Raw genomic sequence first — 24,975 nt, forward strand, 5'->3', positions numbered from 1 at the left:
CAACCCTGCACTCAATGCGGAAGCGAGTTTGTCCCGGAGTTGGAAGGTTGGTTGGGCCACCCCCGCGCCCCTCATAAGCAGCCGTTCCGCGACTTCGACGCCCCTCATCTCCTGGAGAACGATCTCGTGAACCCCCTGGTCGGATTGCCGGCGCCCAACCCCGGAGCCGACGGCAGAGCCGGCCTGTTCGAGAAGGCGGTGCTCGGTGGGCACTGAGAATCAGTCATCCGGTCGCGTCTACGGGGCACCCACACCGCCGATCGTGCCGGGGCGCACCACCGGTGCACCCAAGCAGCGGGGCGAAGAGGGCAAGGTTTACGGTGCCGCGCCCAAGAAACCGGCCGAGGAAGGCCGGGTCTACGGGGCGCCGCCCAAGCAACCCACCGACGAGGGCCGCGTCTACGGCGCGCCACCCAAGAAGCCGGCTGAGGAAGGCCGCGTCTACGGCGCGCCCGCTCCCCCGGCCGAGACCCAGGCTCCCCCGGTCGAGACCCCGGCTCCCCCGGTGACACCGGCGCAGCCCGCGCCTCCGGCGAAACCCGCGCCTCCGGCGACTCCCCCGGCGCAGGCCGCGCCTCCGGCTGCTCCCCCGGCGAAACCCGCGTCTCCGGCGAAACCCGCGCCTCCGGCGGAAAAAGGTCGCACCTATGGCGCGCCCGCCTCACCTGCCGACACCACCGTGCTCCCGGCACCCCCGGTGAAGCCGACGCCGCCGGCCGAAAAAGGTCGCACCTACGGCGCGCCTACCCCGCCCGCCCCGCCCGCCTCGCCCGACGAGACCACCGTGCTTCCGGCACCCCAGGTGAAGCCGACGCCGCCGGCCGACAAGGGCCGCACCTATGGCGCGCCCACCCCGCCCGCCGCGCCGACCTCGCCCGCTTCGCCCGACGAGACCACCGTGCTCCCCGCGCCGGCCATCGAGACCGCCGTATCAACGCTGGGGCCGGCCAAGGATCTCCGCCGCCCGCTCGCGATCGTCGCGATGGTCATCTCACTGCTGGTCGCCGGCAGCACCGCGGTCAACATCGCCTTCCCGGGGCGGGCCGTGCTGCTGGTGGCGTTCGTGCTGGTCGTACCGGGCTGGGTCGCGGTCTCCTACATCCGCTTCCGCGAGCGGCTCGTCGAGATCACCGCCTCGATCGCGCTGAGCATCTCGATGGGCCTGCTGCTCGCGATGCTCCAGCTGGTGACGCACTTCTGGCATCCCCGCATAGCGGTCATCCTCTGGGCCGTAGCCACCGCGGCGGGCGCCCTGCCACACCTGCTCCGGCCCCGGCCCACCGCTGAGCCCGAACCCGAACCGGCGAAGGCCACCGAGAAGGCACCGGAGAAGGCTGCGGCCCAGCCGTTCCTGAAGCGGATCCCGCTGAGCCTGGTACTCGCGGCGGTCAGCCTGATCGTCTGGTTCGTCGGCGCCCAGCTCACCGACTCGTCGCAGTTCGGCCTGCTCGGCATGGTCGACGCGCTGAGCCCGCTGTGCTGGGTCGCGCTGGCCCTGCTGGTCGGGGCCATGGTGATCGAGCTGCGCCGCTCACCGGTCATCGCCTGGCGCGGTTACCTGCTGACCGCGGTCCTGGTCATCGAGACGTACGCCCTCCAACCCCTCGTCGAGAACGCCGCCCGGCTCCCGGTCGCCTGGCTGCACGTCGGCTTCACGGACTACATCGCCCAGCACGGCGCCGTTCTTGAGAGTTTTGACGCGAGATTCTCCTGGGCCGGCTTCTTCACCCTGGCCGCGGTGCTCACCAAGGCGGCCGGCATGGCCGACGCCGCGCCGATGCTGCGCTGGGCGCCGGTCGTCATGATGATGGGCTGGATGGTCCCGATGGGACTGATCGGCCGCGCGCTGCGGCTGCCGCCCCGGGCCATCTGGCTGGCGCTCTGGATCTTCCTGGCCGGCGACTGGGTCGAGCAGGAGTACTTCTCCCCGCAGAGCCTGGCGCTGCTGCTGTTCCTGTGTGCCGTGGCACTGGCCATGCGGCTGCTGTGCCGGCGCCTGGTGCAGGGCAACGACGGCGGCGTGCCGCGGCTCGACCCGGGGCTGGACGGTCACCGGCCGGTGGCCCGCGCGGCCACCATCGGCATCCTCGTCACCGTCATGGCGGCGCTGGCGCCGACCCACCAGCTCACGCCGTACCTGCTGGCCGGGGTGATGTTCCTGCTCGCCGTGCTGGCCGGGCTGCGCCCGCGCGGCCTGGTCGTGGTGGCCGCCGTGCTGCCGATGACCTGGCTGGTGCTGGGCGCGCACGACTTCTGGGCCGGCCACCTGACGCTGTTCACCCAGGACGTCGGCGCGGTCGACAGCGTGGTCGGCAACAACCTGACCGAGCGGCTGGCCGGCAGCGAGGCGCGCCAGCTGGCGCAGACCGTCCGGCTCGGCCTGATCGCGATCATCGGCCTGTTCGCCGGGATCGGCGCGTTGCGCTGGTGGCGCGGCGGACGACTGCGGACCGGCTTCCTGATCGCGGTGTTGGCCGGCAGCCCGGCGTCGTTCGTGCTCGTGCAGAGCTACGGCGGCGAGATGTTCCTCCGGGTCTGGCTGTTCGCCCTGCCCTGGGTGGCGATGCTGGCGGCCGGTGCGTTCCTGCCGCCGGCCAAGGCGACCACCGTCGCGGTCCCGGGACCGGCGCCGCAGCCGCGCTGGCTGCCGGTGATCGCGACCGCCGTCGCGGTACTCACGGTCACCTCGATCGGGCTTGTCGCACGGTCCGCCAACGACGGGTTCACCCAGGTCACCGCGCATCAGGTGGCGGTGATGCGGCAGTTCTTCGCGCAGGCGACGCCGGGAACCCGGCTCTCCCAGCTCAACTCGTACGTGGTCGGCGGCTTCGAGAAGATGGGCCAGGTCACCTACACCGAGGTGATGCCCAACTGCCTGGACACCAAGTCGGTGGCCCAGTGCGTGGTCGAGACCGACCCGGACGTGGTCGCCATCACCAAGCAGCAGGACATCTACGGGCAGCTCACCCAGGGTCTGCCGGCCGGCTGGACCAACACGGTCATCGACCAGCTGCTGGCCACCGTCCGGTTCACCACGGAGCACCGGGACAGCGAGATCACCCTGCTGAAGTCGCGGGTGCCGACCGTTCTCGCGATCGGCGACTCGGTCACCCTGGGCGACTCCAACCCGGTGGCCGGCGAGGACGGCACCCGGTCCTGGCCGAGCATGGCGCGAGACGCGCTGGACCAGGTCGCCCCGGTCAAGATGATCAACGCGAGTGCCGACGACGAGTCGACGGCGAAGATGCGCAAGCGGCTGACCGCCCTGCTGGCCACCGACCGCCCGGACGCGGTGGTGATCTACGGTGGTCCGGACGACATCTACCAGGCCCGGTCGACGGCGTCCTCGATGGCCGACACGCTCGCCATGATCAAGGAAGTTCAGGCCGCCGGGGCGAAGCCGGTGCTGGTGAACTCCCCACCGAACGGCGACCCGACCGTGGTTCCGTCCTACAACGCCGAGCTGACCAAGCTCGGCGCGCAGACCGGCGTCCCGGTGGTGGACGTCTACTCGCTGCTGGCCGCGCCGGACGGCAACTGGAAACAGGCCGACCAGACCATCGACAGCCTCCACCCGTCGGCGGCCGGTGCCCAGGTCATCGCCGGGGCGATCGCCGACGCAATCAAGATCGCGACCGGGTCCTCGGCCACCACGCCGGCCGGTTCGGTCCACCTGGAGACGGTGAAGTGACGTGACTCTTGCCCTCGACATCATGGCCGGCGTGTTCTGCGCGCTGATCGTGGCGCTGGTGACCGTCCGCGGCGTCGTGACCGAACGGGCCTACGACTCGCTGCACTACACCCGGGCCAACCCGTCCGGGTGGTGGCGCAAAGACCTGATCGCCAACATCGCCCTGACCCTGCTGTGTGTGGCCCTGATGGCCTGCCTGGCCGGGCGGGTCTATGTGGAGATCGCATGACCGGTCCCGCCGGGCTCTGCTCGCGGCCCTGTCCCTGATCGCGGTGGGCGCGGTGCCGTCCTCGGCCCGGCCGCAGTTCCGGCGGCCGGTGCTGGGTGTCACCCACACCCAGTACACGGCCGACGGCGACACCGCGGCCGCCGCCCGGGCCCGGGACTACCTGGCGGCCACACCGCTGGCCGGGAACCAGCAGATCATGGGCTGGGGCGCGCTCAACCCGCAGCCCGCGCCGGGCGTCTTCGACTGGCACACCCTGGACGAGCGGGTGGCGCTGCTGCGCCGCACGACCGCCGAGCCGGTGCTCACCCTCTGCGGCGCACCGGACTGGATGAAGGGCGGCCAGGCCGGCCACACCGACTGGGCCGAGCTGGAGACCGCACCCCGGGAGGAGCACTTCGACGACTTCGCCGCGCTCGCGGCCGCGGTCGCCCGCCGATACCCGGACGTGCGCGACTTCCTGGTCTGGAACGAGCTGAAGGGCTTCTACGACCCCGCCCGCAACGACTGGAACATCGAGGCGTACACCCGCCTCTACAACAAGGTGTACGCCGCGCTCAAGGCGGCAAACCCGGAAACCCGGGTCGGCGGCCCGTACGTAGTGTTCGACATCTGGCCGGACGTCGACTCACCGCTGACCGGCCGGTGGGGCACGGTCGACCCCCGGGCGGTGGCCGCGATCGACTACTGGATGGCCAACAAGGCCGGCGCCGACTTCGTGGCGGTGGATGCTTCGAGCCGGACCAAGGACGGCCACTTCCCGGCCGGCGACGTAGCGGCCACCGAGATGTTCGCCGACGCCACCCGCTGGCTGCGCGAACGCACCGGCTTGCCGGTCTGGTGGGCCGAGTTCTACCCCGACGTAGACCCCGCGCTGCCCGCGTCATCGCCGCGCCGGGCCGCGGTCGCCCTGCTCACGCTGGCCCGCACGGTAGCCGCCGGCGCCGCGAAGATCCTGCTCTGGCAGCCCCAGGAGGAGGACGACCTGCATTCCGCCGCCCTGTGGGCCGACGGCGGCGACCTATATCCGCTGGCCGGCGCGTTCGCCTGGCTGGCCGAGGCGGCCGAGGCCGGCCGCCCGATCACCGCCGACTGGACAAACGACGTGGTCCGGGTAAGCGACGGCAAGACCGGCATCGCCCTGGACGCCACCACCGGCCGGGTGACCCACCGCGATAGGCCGTGGTAGAGCTGACCGGACAGCTTTCCGGTTAAGACCAAAGCCTTTCCGGTACGGGCAACGACCTCCCCAACCGCAACCACACCCGACCGCCCGCACCCCGCGACCGGCGTGCCACACCGGCACGTGCCGCGACTCTCGCGCAACGAGACCCCAACCCCGCCCGCGCTCCGCTCACCCAGCGGCCGGGCAGGTATCCCGCATCTCGAGCCCACGATCCCACCCTGCGGATGGCGCTTCCACATCGTGGCCACAGCGCCCCAAAATGCCGCTTATATCCAGCAGCATCGTGGCAGCCTGCGGCGAACTTGTCGATTTGCCCCCCGCTGAGTGGCCCAGCGTTCCAAGATCTCTGTTGATCATGTCGGCGAGGACCGGAATCGCCAGGCTTGTTCGCTAGTTTCTCGAAGATGCCCACCAGTCGCGGGCGGGTAGCCGGACCCACCGGTCCGGCTCGGTGAACGGGCGGGCGTCGGCGGGGCGCACCGCGGCGTAGGCGCAGCAGTACTCGACGGCGTGGTGCTGGTACAGGAAGTCACGCAGGACTTCGGCGGCGGGGGCGTTCGCCTCGGACCAGCCGCCGCCCGGGTGCAGGTCCGAGCCGGTGATGACACCGTCGTGCGCGGCCTCGCCCTGGTTGCCGCTCTTGGGGTTGGCGTACATGCCGTAGCACACCGTGCCGGCCGACAGCAGCAGCGCGACCAGCGGCATGGATGCGCCGTACGCCCACGGCTGGCTGATTATGCAGCCGCCGGGCACCTCGGTGACGCCGAGCGTCCGGATCGACTCGTCGTCGTCAGCGTCCCACATGTCCTCGACGTCGATCTCCTCGTCGAGGACCGCGGCGTCCAGGCGCCGCACCGCCTCGGTGGCGTCGATTCCGGTCACGCAGCACAGGCTCATTCCTTCGCTGTCGACATCGGCCAGCGCATCGATGAGCCGGCCCGCCTCCGCGACCGTGGCGGCCTCCGCCTGCGTCAGCGTCACGCTCGTGTCGAACAGATCAGGCGTCGCCCCGGCCAGGCTCAGCCGCGCCGGTGACCAGCCGGCCATCATCGGCCGCTCGGGATCCGCGCCGGCGGCCACGAGCGCGCGGGCGTTGGCGGGCCGGCCGGCATGCACGGCGAGCCAGAGCGCGGTACGCCCGTCATCGACGGCGTCCACGTCGTCAACGAGCCGGACCAGCTCCGTCACCACTTCGGCCGAACCCTCTCGCGCCGCGTGATGCAAAGGCCGCCCGCGCCCGCCGGCGAGAGTGTTCGGGTCTGCGCCGGCCGCGAGCCGTTCCCGAACCACGGCGAGGTTCGACCATGACCCGTACCCCATTCGCGACCAATCCGTCATCCGTACCTCCCGATGCCCGTCGGACCGCATCAGCGTAAGAGACGACAGCCTTACGGGATGTAGAAGAGGCCGTCTGAGACGACTGTGGGGCGGCCGCCGGTGGCCAGGGCCGTCACCGTCACCGTGTGCTTGCCTGGGGTCAGGGCTCGGACCCACAGGCCCTGGCGGTATGCGGTCGCGCCTTTGGTGTCGACCGTGGCGATCTTCTTGCCGTCCAGGTAGATGTCGGCCTTGCCGGTCTTCGCCGCGCGGGAGAACAGCAGGGCCGCCGAGCGGCCGGTGAACGTCCAGGTCAGCTTGCTGTTCTTCTTGGTCGTGGCCAGGGCCTTGCCGCCCAGGTAGGAACTGCCGGACCTGGCCGTCCAGGTGCCGGCCCGCTTGGCCGAGGTCTCCGCCAGCGGCACGGCTTTGCGCGCCACCGAAGCGGTACGGGCATTGCCGGCCCAGTCCTTGGCGGTCAGCGTGAACGTGGTGTTGGCCGACGGCCGCACCGCGGTGTTCCAGTACGTCGACGTGGGTGACAGCCCGGTCTTCGACGGCGAGGTGACCGCCAGCGAGCCGACCTGGACGTTGTCGGTGGCGCGGTAGGTGACGGCCACCGGGGCGGAGGTGGCCGAGTAGGTGCCGCCGCGCAGCAGCACGCCCGGCGCGCTCGAGAAGAACGGCACGGACACGTCGCTGAACACGGCGGACGAGCCGGTCACCGAGGTGGCGCCGTACAGCTGGACCGCCCGGATCGCGATCGCGTGCTTCCCGGCCGGAACGGCCACGTTGAAGGCACGCCAGGTGGGCGGCGCGACGCCGGCGACCTGGCCGTCGAGCAGGATCTCGAAGCGGGACAGCAGGTTCGACGGGGTGGCCACCGACCAGTTCACGGTGACCACGCCGCGCGCGTAGTAGACGCCGCTGACCAGCGAACCGCCACCGCCGAACGGCTGCGCGGCCAGCCCGGAGACCATGTTCACGGCGAGTGCCCGGATGGCGGGCAGCCGGGCGTACAGGTTGTTGCCGGGGCATTCGGTGGCCACGCCGTCGCGGTGGCCGGAGATGCGCTGGAAGTCGACGACCTGGCCCTGCTTGAACTTGCCGTCGGGGGCGTTCTCGGTGAGCTGGCCGACGGTGGCCGGGTTGTACTTGTACGCACCCAGGCGGGCCGCCGCGACCTGCGCGATGGTCTTCTCGGCCGGTTCCGGCGAGCCGGTGGTGCTGTAGTTGCCGAGCACCGCGATGCCGGCGGAAGAGGTGTTGAAGCCGTACGTGTGCGCGCCGATGACCGCCTTGGTGACCCCGCCGCGCCGGCCCTCGAAGAGCGTGCCGCACTTGTCGACCAGGAAGTTGTAGCCGATGTCGGCCCAGCCGTTGCTCTTCACGTGGTACTTCTGGATCGCCCGGACGATGGCCGGCGAGTCGGCGCAGCTGTAGTTGTTGGTCTCCGCGGTGTGGTGCACGAAGAGGACCCGCACCTCGCTGGCGTAACTCATGCTCTCGGTGACCAGGGTCTCGTCGGCCGACCAGGCAGCCCGGCTCACATAGGACGGCAGCGGCGTTTCCAGCGGCGCCGTCGAGGTGGGCATCGGCAGGGTGGTGGTCGGCGCCACGGTCGGCGCGGTGGTGGTCGGCGCGGTGGTCGTCGGTGCCGTGGTGGGCGCGGTCGTCGTAGGAGCAGTAGTCGGCTCGGTGGTGGGCTCGGTGGTGGGCTCGGTAGTGGCCGGCGAAGACGAATCGGAAATTTCCGGAATGTCAGAGGAAGCGGACGCCGACGGATCCGGCTCGCCGCCACCCCGGCCGCCCGACCTACCCGGGTCGATCATGTCGAGGCGCAGCCCGGCCGGCAGTGCGGTCGCCGCCGACCCGTCGGCTGGCACGATCCGCGCGGCCACCCCGTCCGAGGCACCGACCCACAGCGGCTCGGTGGCGCCCCGGGCGTGCGAGCCCTCCGCGCTGTCCGCGCCACCCTCACCGGCCGAGAGCACCTGCCAGCCGCTCCACTTCCCGGTGGCGATGCTGTGCGTGCGCACCTGCACGGTCCCGTCCGGCGCGTCCTTCGGGTCGTTCCAGGTGATGCCGAGCAGGCTGAAGACCTTGGTCTTCTGCTCGGGCAGGTTGAGCGACGCCGCCGAGATGTTGATCGTGGTCAGCGAGGCCGTGATCGAGGGCTGGGCCGGGTGCGGGTCGGGCGGCATCGCGGTGATTCCGTCCTGAAAGGACGCCGCAGACCCGTCCTCGTTCCAGGCGAACACCATCGCGCCCCCGCCGGCGGCCAGCAGCGCCACCGAAGTACCGATTCCGATCGCCAGCTGACGATTCACGCCTATGTCCCCCTAGTCCCGGCCGTGCCGCCGCGAAGGGTAGCGGAAGTAATGATCGGCCTGCCATCCCAAAAGACCGATCGCCGGCCGCCGGGGGCAAAGGGCGGCCGGCGATCGGAGTTCTCACTCGGTGCCGAGGGCGGCGACCGGGCTGACCCTCGCCGCGCGGCGGGCCGGCAGGACGCCGGCCGCCGCGGTCAGCAGCACGAGGATGACGAAAACCACCGCGAGCTGGGCGACCGGCAGGCTGAGCGGCGCGTTCACGCCGAGTGCCTTGACCATGAGCCAGGCGTACGGGACCCCGAGCGCCAGCCCGAGTGCGGCGCCGATGACGCCGTAGAGGGCGGACTCGGTGGTCAGCATGATCCGCAGCCCGCCCCGGGAGAGGCCGACCGCCCGCAGCAGCCCGGACTCCCGGACCCGCTCGACCACCGACAGCGCCGTGGTGGTGCCCACGCCGACCACCGCGATCATCACGGTGAGGCCGATCAGCCCGAGCGCGATGCCGAGCAGCACGGTCAGTTCCTTGTCGATCTCGTCGCGCTGGTCGGCGAGGACGTCGATCCCCCACTGCCCACCGGCCGCGGTGCTCGCGTCGGTGAGCGCCCGCCGCCCGTCGGTCCGGCCCTGTTCACCGCCGGTGGCCGCGTCGGCGAGCAGCCCCGCGTAACCGGCCGGGGCGCCGAGCGCGGTCAGGTCAGACGGGTCAAGCACCATGGCCGAGCCGAGCGGCGCCGAGTCCGGCAGTTTTGCCACCACGGTCAGCTTGCGGACCTTCTTGCCGTTGCTGAGGGACGCCTGGTCGCCGACCCGCAGCCCGGTGATGTCGGCGGTGAACCCGGAGATGACGACCTTGCCGGGCCCGAGGTCGGCGAGGCTGCCGCCGACCACGTCGAGCTTCTTGAGCTCGGGCAGCGAACCGATGTTCAGGTCGTTGGCGTCCAGCTCGTTGACCTGGGTGCCGGCCACCTTCACCGACAGCCGCCGGTAGGGGGTGACGTTGGCCAGTTCCGGCCGCGCCTTGAGCTGGTCGACCACGGCCGCGCTGATCAGCGGGTCGCCGTTGGTGGTCAGCTCGTAGTCGGCGGGTGCCGACGAGGCGGTCTCCCGGTCGGCGAGGAGCCGGATCGAGGCGCCGCCGACCAGGGTGCCGGCGATCAGGGTGACGCCGAGCGCGACCACCACGCTGACCGCGGCGGCCCGGCGCGGCGCGGCGCCCACTCCCCCGGCGGCGAGCCGGCCGACCGGCCCGGACCGGCGGATCGGCATGCCGAGCAGGAACAGCACCGGCCGGACCAGGGCCGGGCCGAGCGCGATGAGGGCGAGGAAGGCGAACCCGCCGGAGGCCACCACCGCGAGGAGGTTGGTGCTGGGGTCGTAGTCCTTGGGGTCGCGGCCCGGCAGCCGGGTGGCGACGAAGCCGGCCAGCAGCCCGGCCACGACGGCCAGCAGCAGTCCGGCCGCCCAGCGCAGCTTGCCGATGTCCTTGCGGGCGCCGGTGGTGCCGGCCCCGCGCAACGCCTCGAGCGGCGACACCCGGCCGGCGGTGAAGGCGGGCGCCACCACCGCGACCATGGTGATCACCACGGCCAGCGCGATGGTGCCGAGCGCGGGCAGCAGCGGGAAGCCGGGCGATTCGATCTTCGGGCCGAACGTACGGACCAGCGCCGGTATCAGGTGGCCGGCGCCGAGCGCGAGCAGCACGCCGGTGGTGCCGGTGGCCAGGCCGACCAGCGCTCCCTCGACCGCGAGGGACAGCGAGACCCCACCCCGGCCGGCGCCGACCGCGCGCAGCAGGGCCAGTTGCTTCATCCGCTGGGCGAAGACGATCCGGAAGGTGGAGGCGGCAACCAGGCCGGCCGCGATGACCGCGATCGCCACGAAGACCGCGATCACCTCGAAGACACTGTTGACCTGCTCGGCCTTCTGGGTGGCCTCGGCCAGCCGGACATCTGCCCCCGTGGCGATCTCCGGCTTGGTGCCCTCCTTGACCTTGCTCGCGGCGGCCGCGGTGAGGGTCTGGACCTGCTGGCGGACGGCGTCGGCGTCGGCTCCCGGCGCGAGGCGGAGGTCGATCCGGCGCAGGTAGGTGTCGCCGACCAGGGTGGAAACGGTCGCCTGGGGCGCGTACGCCTGGAAGCCGTAATCCTCCGGGCCCTCGACCATGCCGACCACCGTGAGGGTCGCCGGGTCGATGGGTTTGCCGTCGTCGCTGTAGCGGAAGGTGGCCTTGGTGGTGCTGCCGACCTTGAGGCCGAGGCGTTCGGCGGTCCGCGCGGTGATGGTGATCTCGCCGGGCGCGCTGGGTTTGCGGCCGGTGGTCAGCGTGGTGACCGACAGCGGCCCGGTGCCGCTGTCGGCCGAGAGGTTGAGGTATTCGGTGCCGATCTGGCCGCCGGCGTCGAGCCGCCCGGCGGTCTCGGCCACGCCGGGGATCTTGCCGATCGCGGCGAGTTCGGCGGTGGAGATGCTGCCGTTGTCGACGACCAGGTCGACCGCCTCGGGCGTGCCGGACAGCCCGTTGAGCACGCTGCGTTCGGTGATCGTCTGGGCCAGCACGGTGGCGTAGACGACGAACGACACGACAAGGACGGCGAGGCCGGTGAGCAGCAGCCGGGCCGGTCGCCGGGCGACGCCGCGCAGCTGGGTGCGCAGGACCGCGCTCATCGGTTGGCCGCCAGCGACTGCAGCGCCTCGGTGACCGACGCCAGGCTGGGCGACTGGACCTCGCCGGCCACCCGGCCGTCGGCGAGCAGCACGACCCGGTCGGCGTAGGCGGCCGCGGCGGGGTCGTGGGTGACCATCACGACGGTCTGGCCGAGCTCGCGCACCGAGTTGCGCAGGAAGAGCAGTACCTCGGCGCCGGAGCGGGAGTCCAGGTTGCCGGTGGGCTCGTCGGCGAAGACCACCTCGGGCCGCGACGCCAGGGCGCGGGCCACCGCGACGCGCTGCTGCTGGCCGCCGGAGAGTTCGCTGGGCCGGTGGCTGAGCCGGCCGGTGATGCCGAGCGCCTCGGTGAGGTGCCCGAACAGGTGCCGGTCGACCTTGCGGCCGGCCAGTTCGAGCGGGAGCAGGATGTTCTGCTCGGCGGTGAGCTGCGGGAGCAGGTTGAACGACTGGAAGACGAAGCCGATCCGCTCCCGGCGCACCTTGGTGAGCACCCGGTCGGACTGCCGGGTGAGGTCGGTGCCGCCGAGCAGCGCCTGCCCGGAGGTGGCCGTGTCGAGGCCGGCCAGGCAGTGCATGAGCGTCGACTTGCCGGACCCGGACGGGCCCATGATCGCCGTGAACTGGGCCCGGGTGAACCCGACGGTGACCCCGTCCAGGGCCCGTACCGCGGTGTCGCCGCTGCCGTAGACCTTCACCAGGTCGACCGCGGCGACGGCGGCGAGGGTGTCCTGCTCCGCCGTTTTCACGAACATGTCTTGCTCCGCTCACAGGGTTATCGATGTCGACGCAGAGCATGTCGTTTCCGCAAGGCCTGCCACATCGGCCGCGAGCCAGGACCACGAAGGCCCGCAGGTCTGACTTTCGGCCGATGGAGGCCGGTTGACCTGCCGTTACGCTGGGTCACGATGGAACCGAATCCGAACCGCCTCGTGCTGCTCCGCCTGGGTCAGGTGGGCGCGCTGGCGATCATGGCCGCCCTCGGCATGTTCGACGTGCTCTCCGGCCGCCTGCTCACCGGGCCGGGTTCGGCCGGGATGGGCCTGGTCCGGATCCTGCTGGCGATCGGCGCCGCGGCGGTCTGGCTGCCCGCGCACAGGCAGAACTCCACCGCCCTGCCCAAGGCCGCGATCTGGCTGAGCCTCGGGTCGGTCAGCGTCACGTTCCTGGTGGCCGTGGCCAACGACGGGTACTCGTACACCTGGGGTCTGGCCGAATCGCTCGCGCTGCTCGGCGTGATGCTGGTGGTGGCCCGGCGGGCCAGCCCCGGCTGGGCGGTCGCCGCGGTGGTCACGGTGGGCGCGGCGGTGAGCTTCCTGCCGCTGCGCGGCGGTCGCACGGCCGAGTTCGTCATCTTCGGCCTGATCCAGGCCTTGGCCGCGGCCGCGGCCCTCGGCGTCGGCCTCTACCTGCGCATTCTCGAAAGCTCACGACAAAGAGCAGTCGATGCGGTACGGGCGGAGCAGCGCACCGAATTCGCCCGCGACCTGCACGACTTCATCGCGCACCACGTCACCGGGATCGTGGTGCAGGCGCAGGGGGCCCGGTTCATCGTCGAGCAGGACCCGAAGCGGGCCCTGCTCGCCCTGGAACAGATCGAACAGGCCGGCGCCGAGACGATGGCCTCGATGCGGCGCATGGTCGGTGTCCTGCGCGACCCGCTGACCCGGCCGGACGCGCCGCTGGCCCCGGTGTCCGGGGTGGGCGAGCTGGGGCAGTTGCTGGAGCAGTTCACCGCGGCCGGCGGTCCGCTGGGCCGGCTGCACGTGGACGGCACCATCGACGGCATCCCGGTCGAGGTGTCCACCTCGGCCTACCGGGTGGTGATGGAGGCGCTCACCAACGTGCGGCAGCACGCGGTCGGCGCCCGGGTGGCCGACGTGTGGATCCGGCGCACCCCGGAGTGGCTGCTGGTGCGGGTGGCGAACGACGGCACGGCCCGTCCCGCCGGGCCGCGCGAGCGTTCGGGGTACGGTCTCGTGGGCCTGACCGAACGGGTCCGCGCGGTCGGCGGCCGCATCTCGGCCGGCCCCGGCATCGAGGGCGGCTGGGTGGTCGACGCCGCCTTTCCCTTGAACGTAAAGGTGGTCCAATGAGGTTTGTTCACGACGGCCAACACGAGGCGGCGGTCTCGCCGTCGCTGCAACTCGAGGAAGGTCGTGAACAAACCTCATGATCAAGGTTCTCATCGCTGACGACCAGGCGATGGTCCGTACCGGCTTCGGCATGATCATTGGGGCGCAGCCGGACATGGAGGTCGTCGGCGAGGCCGCCGACGGCGTCGAGGCGGTGGCGCTGGCTCGCCGGCTGCGGCCGGACGTGGCGCTGTTCGACATCCGGATGCCGAAGATGGACGGCCTGGAGGCGCTGCGGCTGCTGGCCGGCCCGGGCGTGGCCGATCCGATCAAGGTGGTCGTGGTGACCACCTTCGACCTGGACGAGTATGTGCATCAGGCGCTGCGCAACGGCGCGGCCGGTTTTCTGCTCAAGGACTCCGGCCCGGCCCTGCTGGTCGAGGCGGTCCGGGCGGCCGACTCGGGTGACGCCCTGATCAGCCCGTCGATCACGGTCCGGCTGCTGGAGCACCTGTCCCCGCCGGCGCCGAAGAGCGACGACGGCGGGTTGTCCCCGCGGGAACTGGACGTGGTGAAGCTGGCCGCGAAGGGCCTGACCAACGCGGAGATCGCCGGTGAGCTGTTCATCTCGATCGGCACCGTCAAGACCCACCTGGGCAGCGTGCAGACCAAGCTCGGGGCCCGCAACCGGGTGGAGATCGCCGCGTGGGCCTGGGAACGCCGGCTGATCAGTTGACCCGCTGGCCCAGCAGGGCTTCGAGGCCGCCGGTGCGGCGCAGTTTCTGCCAGCCGAGCCGGATGCCACCGAGCGCGGCCAGGGTCGACTGGATCAGCACCAGATACATCACCTGGCGGTAGACGAACTGCTGCAACGGCAGCCGCCACAGTGGTTTCAGCGACTCCTTGTCCAGCCGGAACGCGTAGATCGTGCTGAGCGCCTGCACGGCCAGCATGCCCAGCCACGCGGCCAGGGTTTCCAGGGGGTTGAGGAAGAACAGGCCGTAGATCAGGAACACGTCGATCAGCGGGGACAGCAGCGGCAGCAGGGTCTGGAAGATGGCCAGGTTGAGCAGGCCGCGGCGGCCGAACGTGCCCTTCTCGACCAGGGCCCGGCGGTGCTTCCACATCGCCTGCATGGTGCCGTAACTCCACCGGTAGCGCTGCCGCCAGAGCTGGGACATCGTGGTCGGGGCCTCGGTCCAGGCCCGGGCGTGCTCCTCGTAGACGACCCGCCACCCGGTCCGGATGATCGCGATGGTGAGGTCGGTGTCCTCGGCCAGGGTGTCGTCGCTGAGCCCGCCGACCTGCCGCAGCGCGGCCTGCCGGAACGCGCCGATCGCCCCGGGCACGGTGGCCATGCACTGGGCCACGTCGTAGGCGCGCCGGTCGATGGAGAAGCCGACCACGTACTCGATGTGCTGCCAGAGCGCGACCATGCCCTGCCGGTTGGCCACCTTCGCGTTGCCGGCGACCGCGCCGACCCGCGGGTCGGCGAAGGGCTGCACCAGCCGCCGCACGGTGTCCGGCTCGAAGACCGTGTCACCGTCCATCATGATCACGACCTCGGTGTCGGCGTTGGCGATGCCGGTGTTGAGGGCGGCCGGTTTGCCGCTGTTGGGCTGCCAGATGACGGTGACGTTGGCGAGCTTCAGCGACTCGGCGATCTCGGCCGTCCCGTCGGTGGACCCGTCGTCGACCACCACGATCCGGATCGGATAGGTGCTGGCGGCCAGGGATCTCAGCGTGTCGGCGATGCACTCCTTCTCGTTGTAGGCGGGCACCACCACGGTCACCGGTTTGGTGTACGGGGTGGCCGGCGGCTTCCGGCGGGCGTGCCGGCGGCCGAGCACCAGGATGATCACCAGCCGGGCGACGGTGAGGATGCCGACCACCAGAAGCAGCGCGGCGAACCAGCCGGTCACGTGCCGGGCCACCCGCACCGCACCGACCAGGCCGAGGCCGAGCGCGCGTTCCTTGCCGGTGGCGGCCGGGTTGACCGTGGTCATCCCGGTCAGCTTGGCCACCGTGGTGAAGGTGTATCCCTCCTGCTGCAACTCCGGGATCACGGTGGCGAGCGCCTCGGCGGTCTTCGACCGGTCGCCGCCGCCGTCGTGGAACAGCACGATCGCCCCGGCGTCGTCCTCGGGCAGCACTGCCTTGGTGATGTCGGCGATGGTGGCACCGGACTCCCAGTCCCGGCTGTCCAGGTCGTTGACCACGGTCAGGTAGCCCCGGCCGCCCATGTCCGACATGACGGCCCAGTTGCTGTTGTCCAGGGCCTGGACCGTCGACGAGTACGGCGGCCGGAAGATCACGCTGGACACTCCGGCCGCGCCGGCCAGGGCGAACTGGGTCTCCTGCATCTCCACCTCGCGCCGCCACTCGTTCTTGGTGGACAGGTCGGGATGGGTGAACGTGTGGATGCCGATCTCGTGGCCGGCGTCGCGCACCTGGCGAACGAGATCCGGGTGCTGGCTGATCTCGGAACCGATCATGAAGAAGGTGGCCGGCACGTCGTACTCGGCCAGGACCTTCAGAATTTCCGGGGTGTACTTCGGGTCGGGCCCGTCGTCGAAGGTCAGCACGATCTGCTTGTCCGGCACGGTCACCGTGGTGGTGGTCTTGCCGTCGGTCTGGATGACCGGGCCGCCCTTGAGCGCGGCCGACGGCACCTGGTCGGTGTCGGCGGTCGAGGCCACCGCGCCGTCCTGGGTGAATTCGCCCAGGACAATGCCGTTCACCACCAGGATGCTGGCGAACAGGGTGACGACCACGGCGAGTACGACCCACCTCGCCCGAATTGCTGGCACGAAATTTCCCCTTTAATCGCGTTCTTATCTCGCACATAGGGAGCAAGGGGATAGTGCGGAGATGCATCTCCGCCGTCTCTCCCTCGCCGCTCTTCTTCTCGCCGGCGGCTGCTCGTCCTCGGCCGCACCGTCCTTCGTGGCGGGCACCTCCCCCTCGGCCGCCCCTTCGGTGTCGTCATCCCCGTCGGCCTCGGCATCGGCATCGGCGTCGGCCTCCGCGACCAGCACCGCCGCCGTGGCCGCGACTCCCCCGGTCGCGCCCTACGTCGACGTGGTCAGCGGGACCGCCGACATCGCCGCGATCCAGAAGGCCACCGGGCAGGGCGACTTCGCGGTGGCGTTCGTCGTCGCCGACAAGGCCGGCACCTGCACGCCGACCTGGGACGGGACGTTGGCCATCGGCAACGCCGCGGTCCGGGCGCGGCTGGCGAAGATCGACGGCGACGTCATCGTCGCCACCGGCGGGGCGACCGGCACCTACCTGGAGAGCGTGTGCTCGGCGGCGGGGCTGGCCACGGCGTACGGCAAAGCCCTTGATGTGGCCGATAGCAACCATCTCGACGTCGACATCGAAAGACCGGTCGACAACGCCGTCGTCTCGGCGGCGCTGGCCAAGCTGCAGAAGTCGCGGCGCACCGCGATCACGCTGACCCTGCCGGTCGGCGACGGGACGGCCGGGCTGACGTCGGCGGGGATCGCGCTGCTGCGCAGCGTGGCCAAGGCCGGGGTCACGGTCACGGTGAACGCGATGACGATGAACTTCGCCGCGGACGGCGACTGGGGTACGGCGATGGCGGCGGCCACCGAGGCGGTGCACGACGACCTGGCGAGCGTCTGGACCGGCAAGAGCGACAAGCAGCTGTACGCGATGCTGGGCGTGACGCCGATGATCGGGGTCAACGACACCGGCCCGGTGACTACGCTCTCTGACGCCCGTACCCTGCTGGGCTTTGCCACTTCCAAAGGTCTTGGTTTTGTCCGGTTCTGGTCGGTCAACCGGGACAACGGCGACTGCGACGACGGCACCCTGAGTGCCACCTGCAGCGGGGTTGACCAGTCCGATTACGCGTTCACGAAGCTGTTCGCCGGTTGACACCCGGCTCAGCCGCCCGCCTTTGCCGTCGAGGTCGGGGTGACCGTGCCCTTCGTGGTCAGGCCGGTCTGCGGGGCCTGCAGCACGCTCACCCCGACCACGCCGATGTAGAGCGCCGCGGCGGCCGCGACGACCAGGCCGGCGACGGTGAGCATCCGCTTGCGGCGTCCCGAGGAATCGACGAAGACCTTCTGGTCAGTGGATTCATTTAGCCGGGTCGAGGCGTAGAGCATGCTGACTTCCCCTTTGGTGGTAGCTGCCCAGGACGCTAGGGAGCCAACCTAGGGGGAAGTTATGCCGCTTCTCAGCGCATTCTGTGGGTCACCTTTCGCGCTTGAGGTATTTATCCGGAAATAGCGATCCAATACCGCTGTTTACCTTCCCGAACGTCCTCGAGAACGCCACCGGCCTTCAGGATCGTCCGGGCCGAACCGGTGTTGCCGACGTCGCAGGTGATCAGCACCCGGTCGAGCCCCAGCTTGCGGGCTTCGTCAAGAATCTCGGCGAGTGCCCAGCTGGCCAGCCCGCGTCGGCGCGCCGACGGCCGCACCCCGTAGCCGATGTGCCCGCCGATGGTGAACAGCATCTCGTTGAGCTCGTGACGCAGCGCGATCGCGCCCAGCACCCGGCCGTCCTCGACGATCCACCGATAGGTGCAGTGCACCCAGTTGGGCGCGGGCGGAACGGTCACGTCCTCCTCCGCCCGCAGGCGCGCCACCCAGGTGGCGAAGCCCTCGGCGGAGTCGTATTCGTCCCCCGACCGGAAGCCGGCACCGTCCTGGTGCACGCCGCGGCCCCACTCGTCGCGTGACTCCAGCCAGGCCCGGTGCAGCCGGGTGGTCGGCGCGATCAGCTCGGTCATCCGGCCACCACCCGCTTGACGAACCCACGCACCCCGGTCATCGCCCGGTCCACCCGCTCGTCGAGGGTCAGCGTCTCCTCCGGCCGCACCAGGCGACCCCGCGGCTGCCGCTTGCCGCGCAGGTAGAGCGAGCAGGCCAGGTCGGAACACAGATAGAGGCCGACCGAATTGCCCTGGCGCCCGGCCGCGCCGGCCAGGGGTGCCACGAAGAGCGTGACGCCGCCGGCCGAGTGCCCGGTGAAGCAGACCTGGCACATGCTGGAGCGCACCACCGTCGTCCGCCGGGTCTCCGGCCGGCGCAGCAGCACCCCGACCGGCCCGGAGTCCATCGGCACCACGAGCAGCGCCCGCTGCGGCGCCCCCGGGTCGGCCCAGCCGAAGAAGTCGAGGTCGCGCCAGGCGGTGGTCGCCAGGTCGAGCGGCATCTTGATCCGGCCGGCCTCGCCCTTACTGCAGTTGACGAACGAGCCGCGAAGCTCCGGCTCGGTGAGTGGTTCCATCGCGCGAACGTATCCGATCACTCCGGGGCCGGGCAGCCGATTAATGACGCATCGAGAAACTTCGTTAAGTTCTATTTACTGTTAACAATCTTTAACTTATGTTCGACGAACCACGCCGTCCCCCTTCATGAAGAGCCCACGACCCCGAAGGAGTCCCTTCATGAGACGTAGGTTCGCACTGCCCGCCCTGACCATCGCCGCGACCGCCGCATCGCTGCTGGTAGCCGTGGCCCCCGCCGCGGCCCACGGCTACATCTCATCCCCGCCCAGCCGCCAGGCCAACTGCGCCAGCGGCGCGGTAGCCAACTGCGGCGACATCGTCTACGAGCCGCAGAGCGTCGAGGCCCCCAAGGGTTCGACCCAGTGCAACGGCGGCGGCAGCCGCTTCGCGGTCCTGAACGACACCTCGAAGGCCTGGCCGGCCGCCGCAGCCGGCCAGACGGTGACGTTCAACTGGGTGCTCACCGCCCGCCACTCGACAAGCACGTGGGAGTACTTCATCGGCGGCACCCTGCTGGCCAGCTTCAACGACGGCGGCGCCCAGCCCGGGGCCACCAAGAGCCACACGGTGAGCATGAAGGGCTTCACCGGCCGCCAGACGGTGCTGGCCCGCTGGAACGTAGCCGACACCAACAACGCCTTCTACTCCTGCGTAGACCTCAACATCGGCGGCGGCAGCACAACAACGCCCACCACGCCGCCGACCACCGCACCCACCACAGCCCCGCCCACTACCGCTCCGACCACCGCTCCCCCGGCTTCCGGCACGTGGAAGGCCGGCACGACCTACCAGGTAGGCAGCGTGGTCACCTACAACGGCATCTCCTACCGCTGCCGCCAGGCGCACACCGCGATAGCCGGCTGGGAACCGCCGAACGTCCCCGCCCTGTGGCAAGCCGTCTGATCCGGTTAGCGCTGCTGTTGACGCTGGTCGCCGGTTGCTCCGCAGAGCAGCCGGCGGCCACGCCCGCCTTCAACAGCGCCGACGTGATGTTCCTGCAGATGGCCCTGGAGCAGATAGCCGAGGGCGACCAGGTAGCGGCCCTGACCGAGGCCCGAGCGACCGACCCCGCACTGCGCGAGATATCCACCGAGCTGCGAACCCAGTGGCACGAGGAGGACGGCACGTTCCGCCGCTGGTTGCTGGGCTGGCAACAGCCGCTGACCGCCCCGGACTCGGCCGACGCTCACGAGGGCCACGGCGCCCTGCACATGCTGCGCCCCACAGACGTAACAGAGCTAAAAACAGCAAACCCCTTCGACCGTACGGCGATAAGCCTGCTCCTGGGCCACCTGGGCAATTGCGTAGAGACGTCGAGAATGGAACAGACGGCCGGCGCCTACCCACCCACCCGAGCCCTGGCCACCACCTTGACCACCCGCCGCCAGTCCCAGATCCAGCGCCTCCTGAAGCTGGCCGCCGCCAGTTAGCGGTCGGCCGGCCTACGAGGGCGTCGACGGGCAGACCCGCGAGTAACTTAGCCCTTTCGCCGTACGGGCATTGATCGATATCTTTCCGGCCATGAAGCGTGCCGTCGCCGTCCTCGGCGCAACCGCCCTCGCCGCCGCCCTTGTCGCGATCCCGTCTGCCGCGTTTGCGGCCGACGCCTCCTACCGGACCCTGAGCACCGCCGGCAACCCGGACTGGATGCGCAGCCTGTCCGATTCCCGCAGCCTGGCCAGCCTGTCCATCCCGGGCACGCACGAGACCATCTCGATCCACGGCGGGGCCTGGACGCAGACGCAGGAGGACTTCGGCGACTCCGGCGCGACGCTGACCGCGCAGCTCAACGCGGGCATTCGGATGATCGACATCCGGGCCCGGGTCAACACCGGGAACACCTTCACGATCCACCACGGGGCGACCTACCAGAACGCCAACTTCGACGACGTGCTGAACAAGCTCGGCGACTTTCTGACGGCGCATCCGGGCGAGACCGTGGTCGTACGCCTCAAGCAGGAGTGCACCGGCGAGATCGGTTCGTGTACGGACGTGACCGGTCAGTCCAGCTTTATTGACATTTTTGACGCGTACGTCGCCAAACGCCCGAACCTCTGGTGGTCCCCCAGCGTGAGCCGATCGTCGGCCGCGGCCATGCCGGCGCTCGGCGCCGTGCGGGGCAAGGTCGTGCTCGCCGTGCTGAACGGCGCGCGTGGCGGACGGTACTCGAATTACGGTCTCGCTCAGTTCGACGGCTGGAACGACGGCAACTCCACGTACGTGCAGGACAACTACACCGTGTCCAGCGTCGGGGCGATCGCCACCAAGCGTGACCAGGTGCGCCGCTTCCTCGACGCGACGAGCGCGGGCGACCCCAGCAAGATGTACGTGAACTTCGGCAGCGGCTCCAGCGTCTTCGCCCAGCCCCAGCAGGTGGCCGGCGGCGCGCTCGGGGTACAGGGCGTCGACCCGTTCCTGCTGATCTACCTGAACGAGGGGCCCGAGGTGCACACCCCGGTGGTCCGCACCGGCGTGCTGATGCTCGACTTCCCGGGCGGCGGCCTGATCAACAAAATCATCTCGTTCAACTGAGGACGGTGTTTAGCTGAAGACCCAGGCCGGGCGGTCGATAAGGCCGCCCGGGAGGGCCGATGAGCGACATTGCGCGACAGGCGGCACGGCTGCTCGAGCAGGCACAGAGCGGGCAGGCAGCGGCAGCGCTGGCCGAGGCCGAGACGTACCTGACCGGCGGTGACGGGCCGGCCGGCATGCATTTCGTGCGGGCCCTCGCCCTGATCAATCTGGGCGATCCGCACGGCGCGGTCCCGGCCCTCGACCTGATGGCCGAGGCGGCCGTGCGGGAGAACAGCCCGGGCTGGCTCGCCTGCGCGCTCGCCACCCGGGCCTCGCACCAGCTGCGGCTGGGCGAGGGCGAAGGCGAAACCGGCGTCCTGCAGGACCTGGTCACCGCGGAGACCGCGGTGACCGGCGAGACCGACCCGGTCGCGGCGGTCAACGGGCGGGTCGCGGTGGCCATCGGCTACTTCGAGCTCCGGCTGTACGAGCTGGTCGGCGCCCACTACGACGCCGCGTACGCGATGAGCCCGGCCGACAACGGCAACCGGGCGATGTGGCTGTACAACCAGGCCGAGCTGCACCTGTTCTGGGCCCTCGAGCTCTACCAGGTCGGCCAGGTCGCGGAGGCGGAGAGCCACACCGCCGAGGCCGAGCGGTACGCGTTGCGGGCCGCCGCCGAGGCCCGCGGGCAGGACGCCGAGGCGTGGCGGGAGACCGCCCTGCTGGCGGCGGCCTGCGCGCGGGCCGACCGGCACGACCCGGCCGGCGCCGCCGTCGACATCGAGCGCTACCTGCGGATTCTGGAAGCCCGCGGGATGAGTACCACCGCGCTGGCCTACAGCCGCCCGTTCCACGCGGTCGCGCTGCGCCGCTCGGGCCGGCCCGACGAGGCGTACGCCGTGATCGAGCACGCCGTCGCGACACTCACCCCGGACGCCGGCTGGCTGATCACTGCGGCCACCCACCGGACCAGGGCGCTGCTGCTGGCGGCACGCGGTTCGGCCGAGGCCGGGGCAACCATGGCGTACGGCGACACGCTCGCCGCCGCGATGTGGCGGCACCGGCTGCGCATGCTGCAGTCGGTCGAGGCGATGAAGTCCCTCGAACTGCTGCGGACCCAGCACGAGCAGGCGGCCCGGGCGGCGGCGCTGGACGCGCTGACCGGCATCGCGAACCGGGGCGCCTTCGACCGGGCGGTCCGGCAGGCCCAGCTGCGGCCGGCCGACAAGCTCACCGTGATGGTGGTGGACACCGACAAGTTCAAGCAGATCAACGACACGGCCGGGCACGCGGCCGGCGACGCCGCCCTGCGGGCCATCGCCGACGCGCTCGGCGCCCAGTTGCGCGAGGAGGACCTGCTGGCCCGGCTGGGCGGGGACGAGTTCGCGGTGCTGCTGCCGGGGGTCGGGCCGGCCGACGCGCTGCGGGTGGCGGCGCGCATGGTGGCGGCGGTACGGGCGATCCCGGACTGCCCGGCCACCGTGAGCATCGGGGTGGCCGGGGCGTACGCGGCCGACCTGCCGGAGGCGCTGCGCCTCGCCGACGAGGCGATGTACCGGGTGAAACGGCGCGGCGGCGACGGCGCCGGCGAATGGGCCGAGGCGGCGTACGCGGCCTGAGGCATGAAAGAACCTCGATCCGGGTAGTGCCCGGCTCATGCTGGAGAAGGCGGCGTACTACGCCAAACGAATCGTGCCGTGGCTCATCGCCCTGCTGCTCGGGATGATCGCCCTCGGCCTGCTGGTCACCAAGGTGCTCAACGACGTATGGCCGTTCACCGCCGAGGACGGCATCAACCGCTATTTCGCGGCGCACCGCACTCCACCGTGGAACCTGGTCACCGAGATCTTCAGCCTGATCGGCAGCACCCCGGTGATCATCGGGGTCACCGCGATCGCGGCGCTGATCCTGCTGAAGACCCTGCACAGCTGGTACGAGCCGCTGTTCCTGTGCGCGGCGGTCACCGCCCAGGCGCTTGTCTTCTTCTTCACCACGCTGGTCATCGATCGGCAGCGACCGCAGGTCAAGCACCTCGACAACTCGCCGCCCACGTCGAGTTTCCCGTCCGGGCACACGTCGGCCGCGTTCGCCCTGTACTGCGGGCTGGCCCTGATCCTGGCCCGGCTGGTGCACCAGACCTGGCAGAAGTGGCTGTGCTGGGCGCTGCTGCTGATGCCGGTCGGGGTGGCGCTGTCCCGCCTCTACCGCGGCATGCACCACCCGAGCGACGTAACGGCGTCGTTCATCAACGGCGCTTTGTGCGTGACGCTGATGTCCTGGGCGATCCTCAGCTCAAGGGTGCAATCTGCAGCTTCGTTATCGACACCGGGCCGACGGTCGAGCTGATCAGCACCTGATCGACCCCGCCGTGCGACTTCGCGACGTCGGCCGGAACGGTGAGCGTGGTCGAGTCGACCCGCTGGAAGTCGCGGAACGTGACCTCCATGAGCAGCGTGTTGGGCGTCAGCGGGGTGACCTTGAGCGCCCCGACCGGCGGGCCGTCCGACAGGAAGTCGATGAGCAACGGCACCTCGTGACACTTGGTCGGGTCATCGGGTGAGCTGGACGTCAGGAACTTGCCGGTCGGTTCCTCCACCACGGCGGCGCTGCGCGCGTTCTCACAGCCGGCCACCGCGACCGCCTTGGGGTCCCCGCTGACCAGGAAGCCCTGGTTGCGGAAGACGTCACTGGCCACCACCCCGGGCGGGGGTGTGGTCAGGTCGATCTCGCGCTCTCCCCCACCGGTGGGTGCGGTGGTGGTGGCCGCCGCCGAGGTCGGGGCTGTGCTCGCTTCCACCGGCGGCGCGACCTGCGAGGGTGCCGCCGCCGAAGTGGCCGGGGGTGCCGCGCTCTGCTGTTGTTGCGCGGCGGTGGTCGCCCCCGCCGTCGGAACCGCGGCCGTCTGGTTGACCGCGGCCGGGTCGGGCTTGTCCTTGGCCCGGTTGAGCAGGGCCGGCACCGCGATCGCCGCGGCCAGCACCACCACCGCGGCCGCGATCCCGGCGACCTTGGCGAACTTCGACGCGATCCGCGGCTGCTGCACGAACGTCGCCGTACCGCTCACCGGGGTTGCGTTGGGCAGGTCGGGGGTGGCGGCGATGGTGAGCTGGCGCTGCTTCTCCTTGTTCCACGGCAGCGGCGCCGACACGTTCAGCAACACCCGGGCGTTACTGCCCGGCGGCAGATCGAGCCAGCCCGGCTGGAAGGTAGCGGTGACCCGTCGCTCCGGGTCGGTCGCGGTCAGGTAGAGCCGCACCGGAGCGTTACCCCCGTTGGCGATCTCCAACGTGTACTGCCCGGTGCGCCCACCCGTCACCACCTCGGGGGTGGTGCGCAGGGTGATCTGCTCGACGCTGGCCAGCTCGATCGGCACCTCGACGCAGCGTGACACGTCATGCCGGTACTTCGACCGCACCAGCGCACCCACCACGTAGGTGCCGGCCGGCGCCGGCGGCTGCACCGGCAGGTTGACCTTGACGGTCAGCGTGCCGCTCTCGGCCGGCCGCAGCTTGGCGACCTCGGGCTCGGTGCGCACGGTCGCCCCGTCGGGCAGCCCGAGCAGCTCGACGCCGTAATGCTCCACGATGTCACTCGCGTTGCGCACGGTGACATCGAACTGGAGGTTGTCGCCGGGCGAGGCATCCGCCCGCTCCGGCGCGACATTGACACGCAGCGGCAGGGTCACGCGCTCATGCTGTCA

At 70.8% G+C, this 24,975-nt stretch carries 20 protein-coding genes; 11 read left to right on the forward strand and 9 right to left on the reverse strand.

Translation table 11 applies throughout. From position 1 onward, the window contains the following. Positions 1–205: 205 nt before the first annotated feature. Genes Ate02nite_RS49620 through Ate02nite_RS42875 form a run of 3 tightly spaced genes read left to right on the forward strand, consistent with a single transcriptional unit; the run spans position 206 to position 5,106 of the window. Positions 206–3,691 (forward strand): SGNH/GDSL hydrolase family protein, encoded by a 3,486-nt coding sequence (locus Ate02nite_RS49620; RefSeq protein ID WP_203813702.1) that lies wholly within the window; start codon positions 206–208, stop codon positions 3,689–3,691. A 1-nt stretch (position 3,692) separates the two neighbouring features. Further along, positions 3,693–3,920, forward strand: coding sequence for a hypothetical protein (locus Ate02nite_RS42870; RefSeq protein WP_203813703.1), 228 nt, complete (start codon positions 3,693–3,695; stop codon positions 3,918–3,920). Then, positions 3,904–5,106 carry a hypothetical protein gene (locus Ate02nite_RS42875; protein WP_203813704.1) on the forward strand — a complete coding sequence of 401 codons (1,203 nt, stop codon included), beginning with the start codon at positions 3,904–3,906 and terminating at the stop codon, positions 5,104–5,106. Before Ate02nite_RS42870 ends, Ate02nite_RS42875 begins: the two co-directional genes overlap by 17 nt. A 387-nt stretch (positions 5,107–5,493) precedes the next feature. Here Ate02nite_RS42875 and Ate02nite_RS42880 read toward each other — a convergent pair whose 3' ends face one another. The 4 genes from Ate02nite_RS42880 to Ate02nite_RS42895 form a co-directional block, all read right to left on the reverse strand. After that, positions 5,494–6,471, reverse strand: a complete 978-nt coding sequence (locus tag Ate02nite_RS42880; protein WP_307873303.1) for an ankyrin repeat domain-containing protein — start codon at positions 6,469–6,471, stop codon at positions 5,494–5,496. A 20-nt stretch (positions 6,472–6,491) separates the two neighbouring features. Next, on the reverse strand, positions 6,492–8,750 hold the full coding sequence (locus tag Ate02nite_RS42885) for an N-acetylmuramoyl-L-alanine amidase (RefSeq protein ID WP_203813706.1): 2,259 nt from the start codon (positions 8,748–8,750) through the stop codon (positions 6,492–6,494). A gap of 123 nt (positions 8,751–8,873) precedes the next feature. Further along, positions 8,874–11,417: an FtsX-like permease family protein gene (locus tag Ate02nite_RS42890; RefSeq protein WP_203813707.1), complete on the reverse strand. Its 2,544-nt coding sequence runs from the start codon at positions 11,415–11,417 to the stop codon at positions 8,874–8,876. Then, positions 11,414–12,172, reverse strand: coding sequence for an ABC transporter ATP-binding protein (locus Ate02nite_RS42895; RefSeq protein ID WP_203813708.1), 759 nt, complete (start codon positions 12,170–12,172; stop codon positions 11,414–11,416). The genes Ate02nite_RS42890 and Ate02nite_RS42895 overlap by 4 nt, the downstream gene beginning before the upstream one ends. 153 nt (positions 12,173–12,325) lie before the next feature. Here Ate02nite_RS42895 and Ate02nite_RS42900 point away from each other — a divergent pair, with 153 nt between their 5' ends. Together Ate02nite_RS42900 and Ate02nite_RS42905 are read left to right on the forward strand one after the other, a co-directional pair. Next, positions 12,326–13,513, forward strand: a complete 1,188-nt coding sequence (locus Ate02nite_RS42900; protein WP_203813709.1) for a sensor histidine kinase — start codon at positions 12,326–12,328, stop codon at positions 13,511–13,513. A gap of 76 nt (positions 13,514–13,589) precedes the next feature. Further along, entirely contained in the window at positions 13,590–14,228 is a 639-nt protein-coding gene (locus Ate02nite_RS42905) for a response regulator (RefSeq protein ID WP_203813710.1), read from the forward strand. Here Ate02nite_RS42905 and Ate02nite_RS42910 read toward each other — a convergent pair. Next, complete coding sequence (locus Ate02nite_RS42910) at positions 14,221–16,302, reverse strand: bifunctional polysaccharide deacetylase/glycosyltransferase family 2 protein (protein ID WP_203813711.1); 2,082 nt, start codon at positions 16,300–16,302, stop codon at positions 14,221–14,223. The two genes, Ate02nite_RS42905 and Ate02nite_RS42910, sit on opposite strands and share 8 nt — an antisense overlap. A 61-nt stretch (positions 16,303–16,363) precedes the next feature. Here Ate02nite_RS42910 and Ate02nite_RS42915 point away from each other — a divergent pair, with 61 nt between their 5' ends. Next, complete coding sequence (locus Ate02nite_RS42915) at positions 16,364–17,395, forward strand: glycoside hydrolase family 18 protein (protein ID WP_203813712.1); 1,032 nt, start codon at positions 16,364–16,366, stop codon at positions 17,393–17,395. An 8-nt stretch (positions 17,396–17,403) separates the two neighbouring features. Here the strand turns inward: Ate02nite_RS42915 and Ate02nite_RS42920 are convergent, their stop codons facing one another. From Ate02nite_RS42920 to Ate02nite_RS42930, 3 genes are all read right to left on the reverse strand, one after another. Next, positions 17,404–17,628, reverse strand: coding sequence for a hypothetical protein (locus Ate02nite_RS42920; RefSeq protein ID WP_203813713.1), 225 nt, complete (start codon positions 17,626–17,628; stop codon positions 17,404–17,406). A 110-nt stretch (positions 17,629–17,738) separates the two neighbouring features. Continuing rightward, positions 17,739–18,257, reverse strand: coding sequence for a GNAT family N-acetyltransferase (locus tag Ate02nite_RS42925; RefSeq protein ID WP_203813714.1), 519 nt, complete (start codon positions 18,255–18,257; stop codon positions 17,739–17,741). Then, entirely contained in the window at positions 18,254–18,757 is a 504-nt protein-coding gene (locus Ate02nite_RS42930; RefSeq protein ID WP_203813715.1) for an FBP domain-containing protein, read from the reverse strand. The genes Ate02nite_RS42925 and Ate02nite_RS42930 overlap by 4 nt, the downstream gene beginning before the upstream one ends. Before the next feature lie 160 nt (positions 18,758–18,917). On the opposite strand from Ate02nite_RS42930, the gene Ate02nite_RS42935 reads away from it, so the two are divergent. From Ate02nite_RS42935 to Ate02nite_RS42955, 5 genes are all read left to right on the forward strand, one after another. Continuing rightward, positions 18,918–19,661, forward strand: a complete 744-nt coding sequence (locus Ate02nite_RS42935) for a lytic polysaccharide monooxygenase (RefSeq protein ID WP_203813716.1) — start codon at positions 18,918–18,920, stop codon at positions 19,659–19,661. After that, positions 19,646–20,188 carry a DUF305 domain-containing protein gene (locus Ate02nite_RS42940; protein ID WP_203813717.1) on the forward strand — a complete coding sequence of 181 codons (543 nt, stop codon included), beginning with the start codon at positions 19,646–19,648 and terminating at the stop codon, positions 20,186–20,188. The genes Ate02nite_RS42935 and Ate02nite_RS42940 overlap by 16 nt, the downstream gene beginning before the upstream one ends. Positions 20,189–20,279: 91 nt before the next feature. Beyond that, positions 20,280–21,290, forward strand: a complete 1,011-nt coding sequence (locus Ate02nite_RS42945) for a phosphatidylinositol-specific phospholipase C (protein WP_203813718.1) — start codon at positions 20,280–20,282, stop codon at positions 21,288–21,290. A 59-nt stretch (positions 21,291–21,349) separates the two neighbouring features. Further along, the gene (locus tag Ate02nite_RS42950) at positions 21,350–22,894 is read left to right on the forward strand and encodes a GGDEF domain-containing protein (RefSeq protein ID WP_203813719.1); all 1,545 of its coding nucleotides are present in this window, start codon (positions 21,350–21,352) and stop codon (positions 22,892–22,894) included. Between the two features lie 37 nt (positions 22,895–22,931). Beyond that, positions 22,932–23,621: a phosphatase PAP2 family protein gene (locus Ate02nite_RS42955; RefSeq protein ID WP_203813720.1), complete on the forward strand. Its 690-nt coding sequence runs from the start codon at positions 22,932–22,934 to the stop codon at positions 23,619–23,621. Here the strand turns inward: Ate02nite_RS42955 and Ate02nite_RS42960 are convergent. Continuing rightward, entirely contained in the window at positions 23,563–24,960 is a 1,398-nt protein-coding gene (locus Ate02nite_RS42960; protein WP_203813721.1) for a COG1470 family protein, read from the reverse strand. The genes Ate02nite_RS42955 and Ate02nite_RS42960 overlap by 59 nt on opposite strands. Positions 24,961–24,975 lie beyond the last annotated feature (15 nt).

Source organism: Paractinoplanes tereljensis, assembly GCF_016862435.1.
GTDB classification, from domain to species: Bacteria; Actinomycetota; Actinomycetes; order Mycobacteriales; family Micromonosporaceae; genus Actinoplanes; species Actinoplanes tereljensis.

Coding starts and splice junctions, on each gene's coding strand:
- Ate02nite_RS42930 (WP_203813715.1), bottom strand. CDS start 18,757: ATGGAACCACTCACCGAGCCGGAGCTTCGCGGCTCGTTCGTCAACTGC.
- Ate02nite_RS42875 (WP_203813704.1), top strand. CDS start 3,904: ATGTGGAGATCGCATGACCGGTCCCGCCGGGCTCTGCTCGCGGCCCTG.
- Ate02nite_RS42925 (WP_203813714.1), bottom strand. CDS start 18,257: ATGACCGAGCTGATCGCGCCGACCACCCGGCTGCACCGGGCCTGGCTG.
- Ate02nite_RS42945 (WP_203813718.1), top strand. CDS start 20,280: ATGAAGCGTGCCGTCGCCGTCCTCGGCGCAACCGCCCTCGCCGCCGCC.
- Ate02nite_RS42890 (WP_203813707.1), bottom strand. CDS start 11,417: ATGAGCGCGGTCCTGCGCACCCAGCTGCGCGGCGTCGCCCGGCGACCG.
- Ate02nite_RS42920 (WP_203813713.1), bottom strand. CDS start 17,628: ATGCTCTACGCCTCGACCCGGCTAAATGAATCCACTGACCAGAAGGTC.
- Ate02nite_RS42900 (WP_203813709.1), top strand. CDS start 12,326: ATGGAACCGAATCCGAACCGCCTCGTGCTGCTCCGCCTGGGTCAGGTG.
- Ate02nite_RS42955 (WP_203813720.1), top strand. CDS start 22,932: ATGCTGGAGAAGGCGGCGTACTACGCCAAACGAATCGTGCCGTGGCTC.
- Ate02nite_RS42905 (WP_203813710.1), top strand. CDS start 13,590: ATGATCAAGGTTCTCATCGCTGACGACCAGGCGATGGTCCGTACCGGC.
- Ate02nite_RS42935 (WP_203813716.1), top strand. CDS start 18,918: ATGAGACGTAGGTTCGCACTGCCCGCCCTGACCATCGCCGCGACCGCC.
- Ate02nite_RS42950 (WP_203813719.1), top strand. CDS start 21,350: ATGAGCGACATTGCGCGACAGGCGGCACGGCTGCTCGAGCAGGCACAG.
- Ate02nite_RS42895 (WP_203813708.1), bottom strand. CDS start 12,172: ATGTTCGTGAAAACGGCGGAGCAGGACACCCTCGCCGCCGTCGCCGCG.
- Ate02nite_RS42880 (WP_307873303.1), bottom strand. CDS start 6,471: ATGCGGTCCGACGGGCATCGGGAGGTACGGATGACGGATTGGTCGCGA.
- Ate02nite_RS42915 (WP_203813712.1), top strand. CDS start 16,364: ATGCATCTCCGCCGTCTCTCCCTCGCCGCTCTTCTTCTCGCCGGCGGC.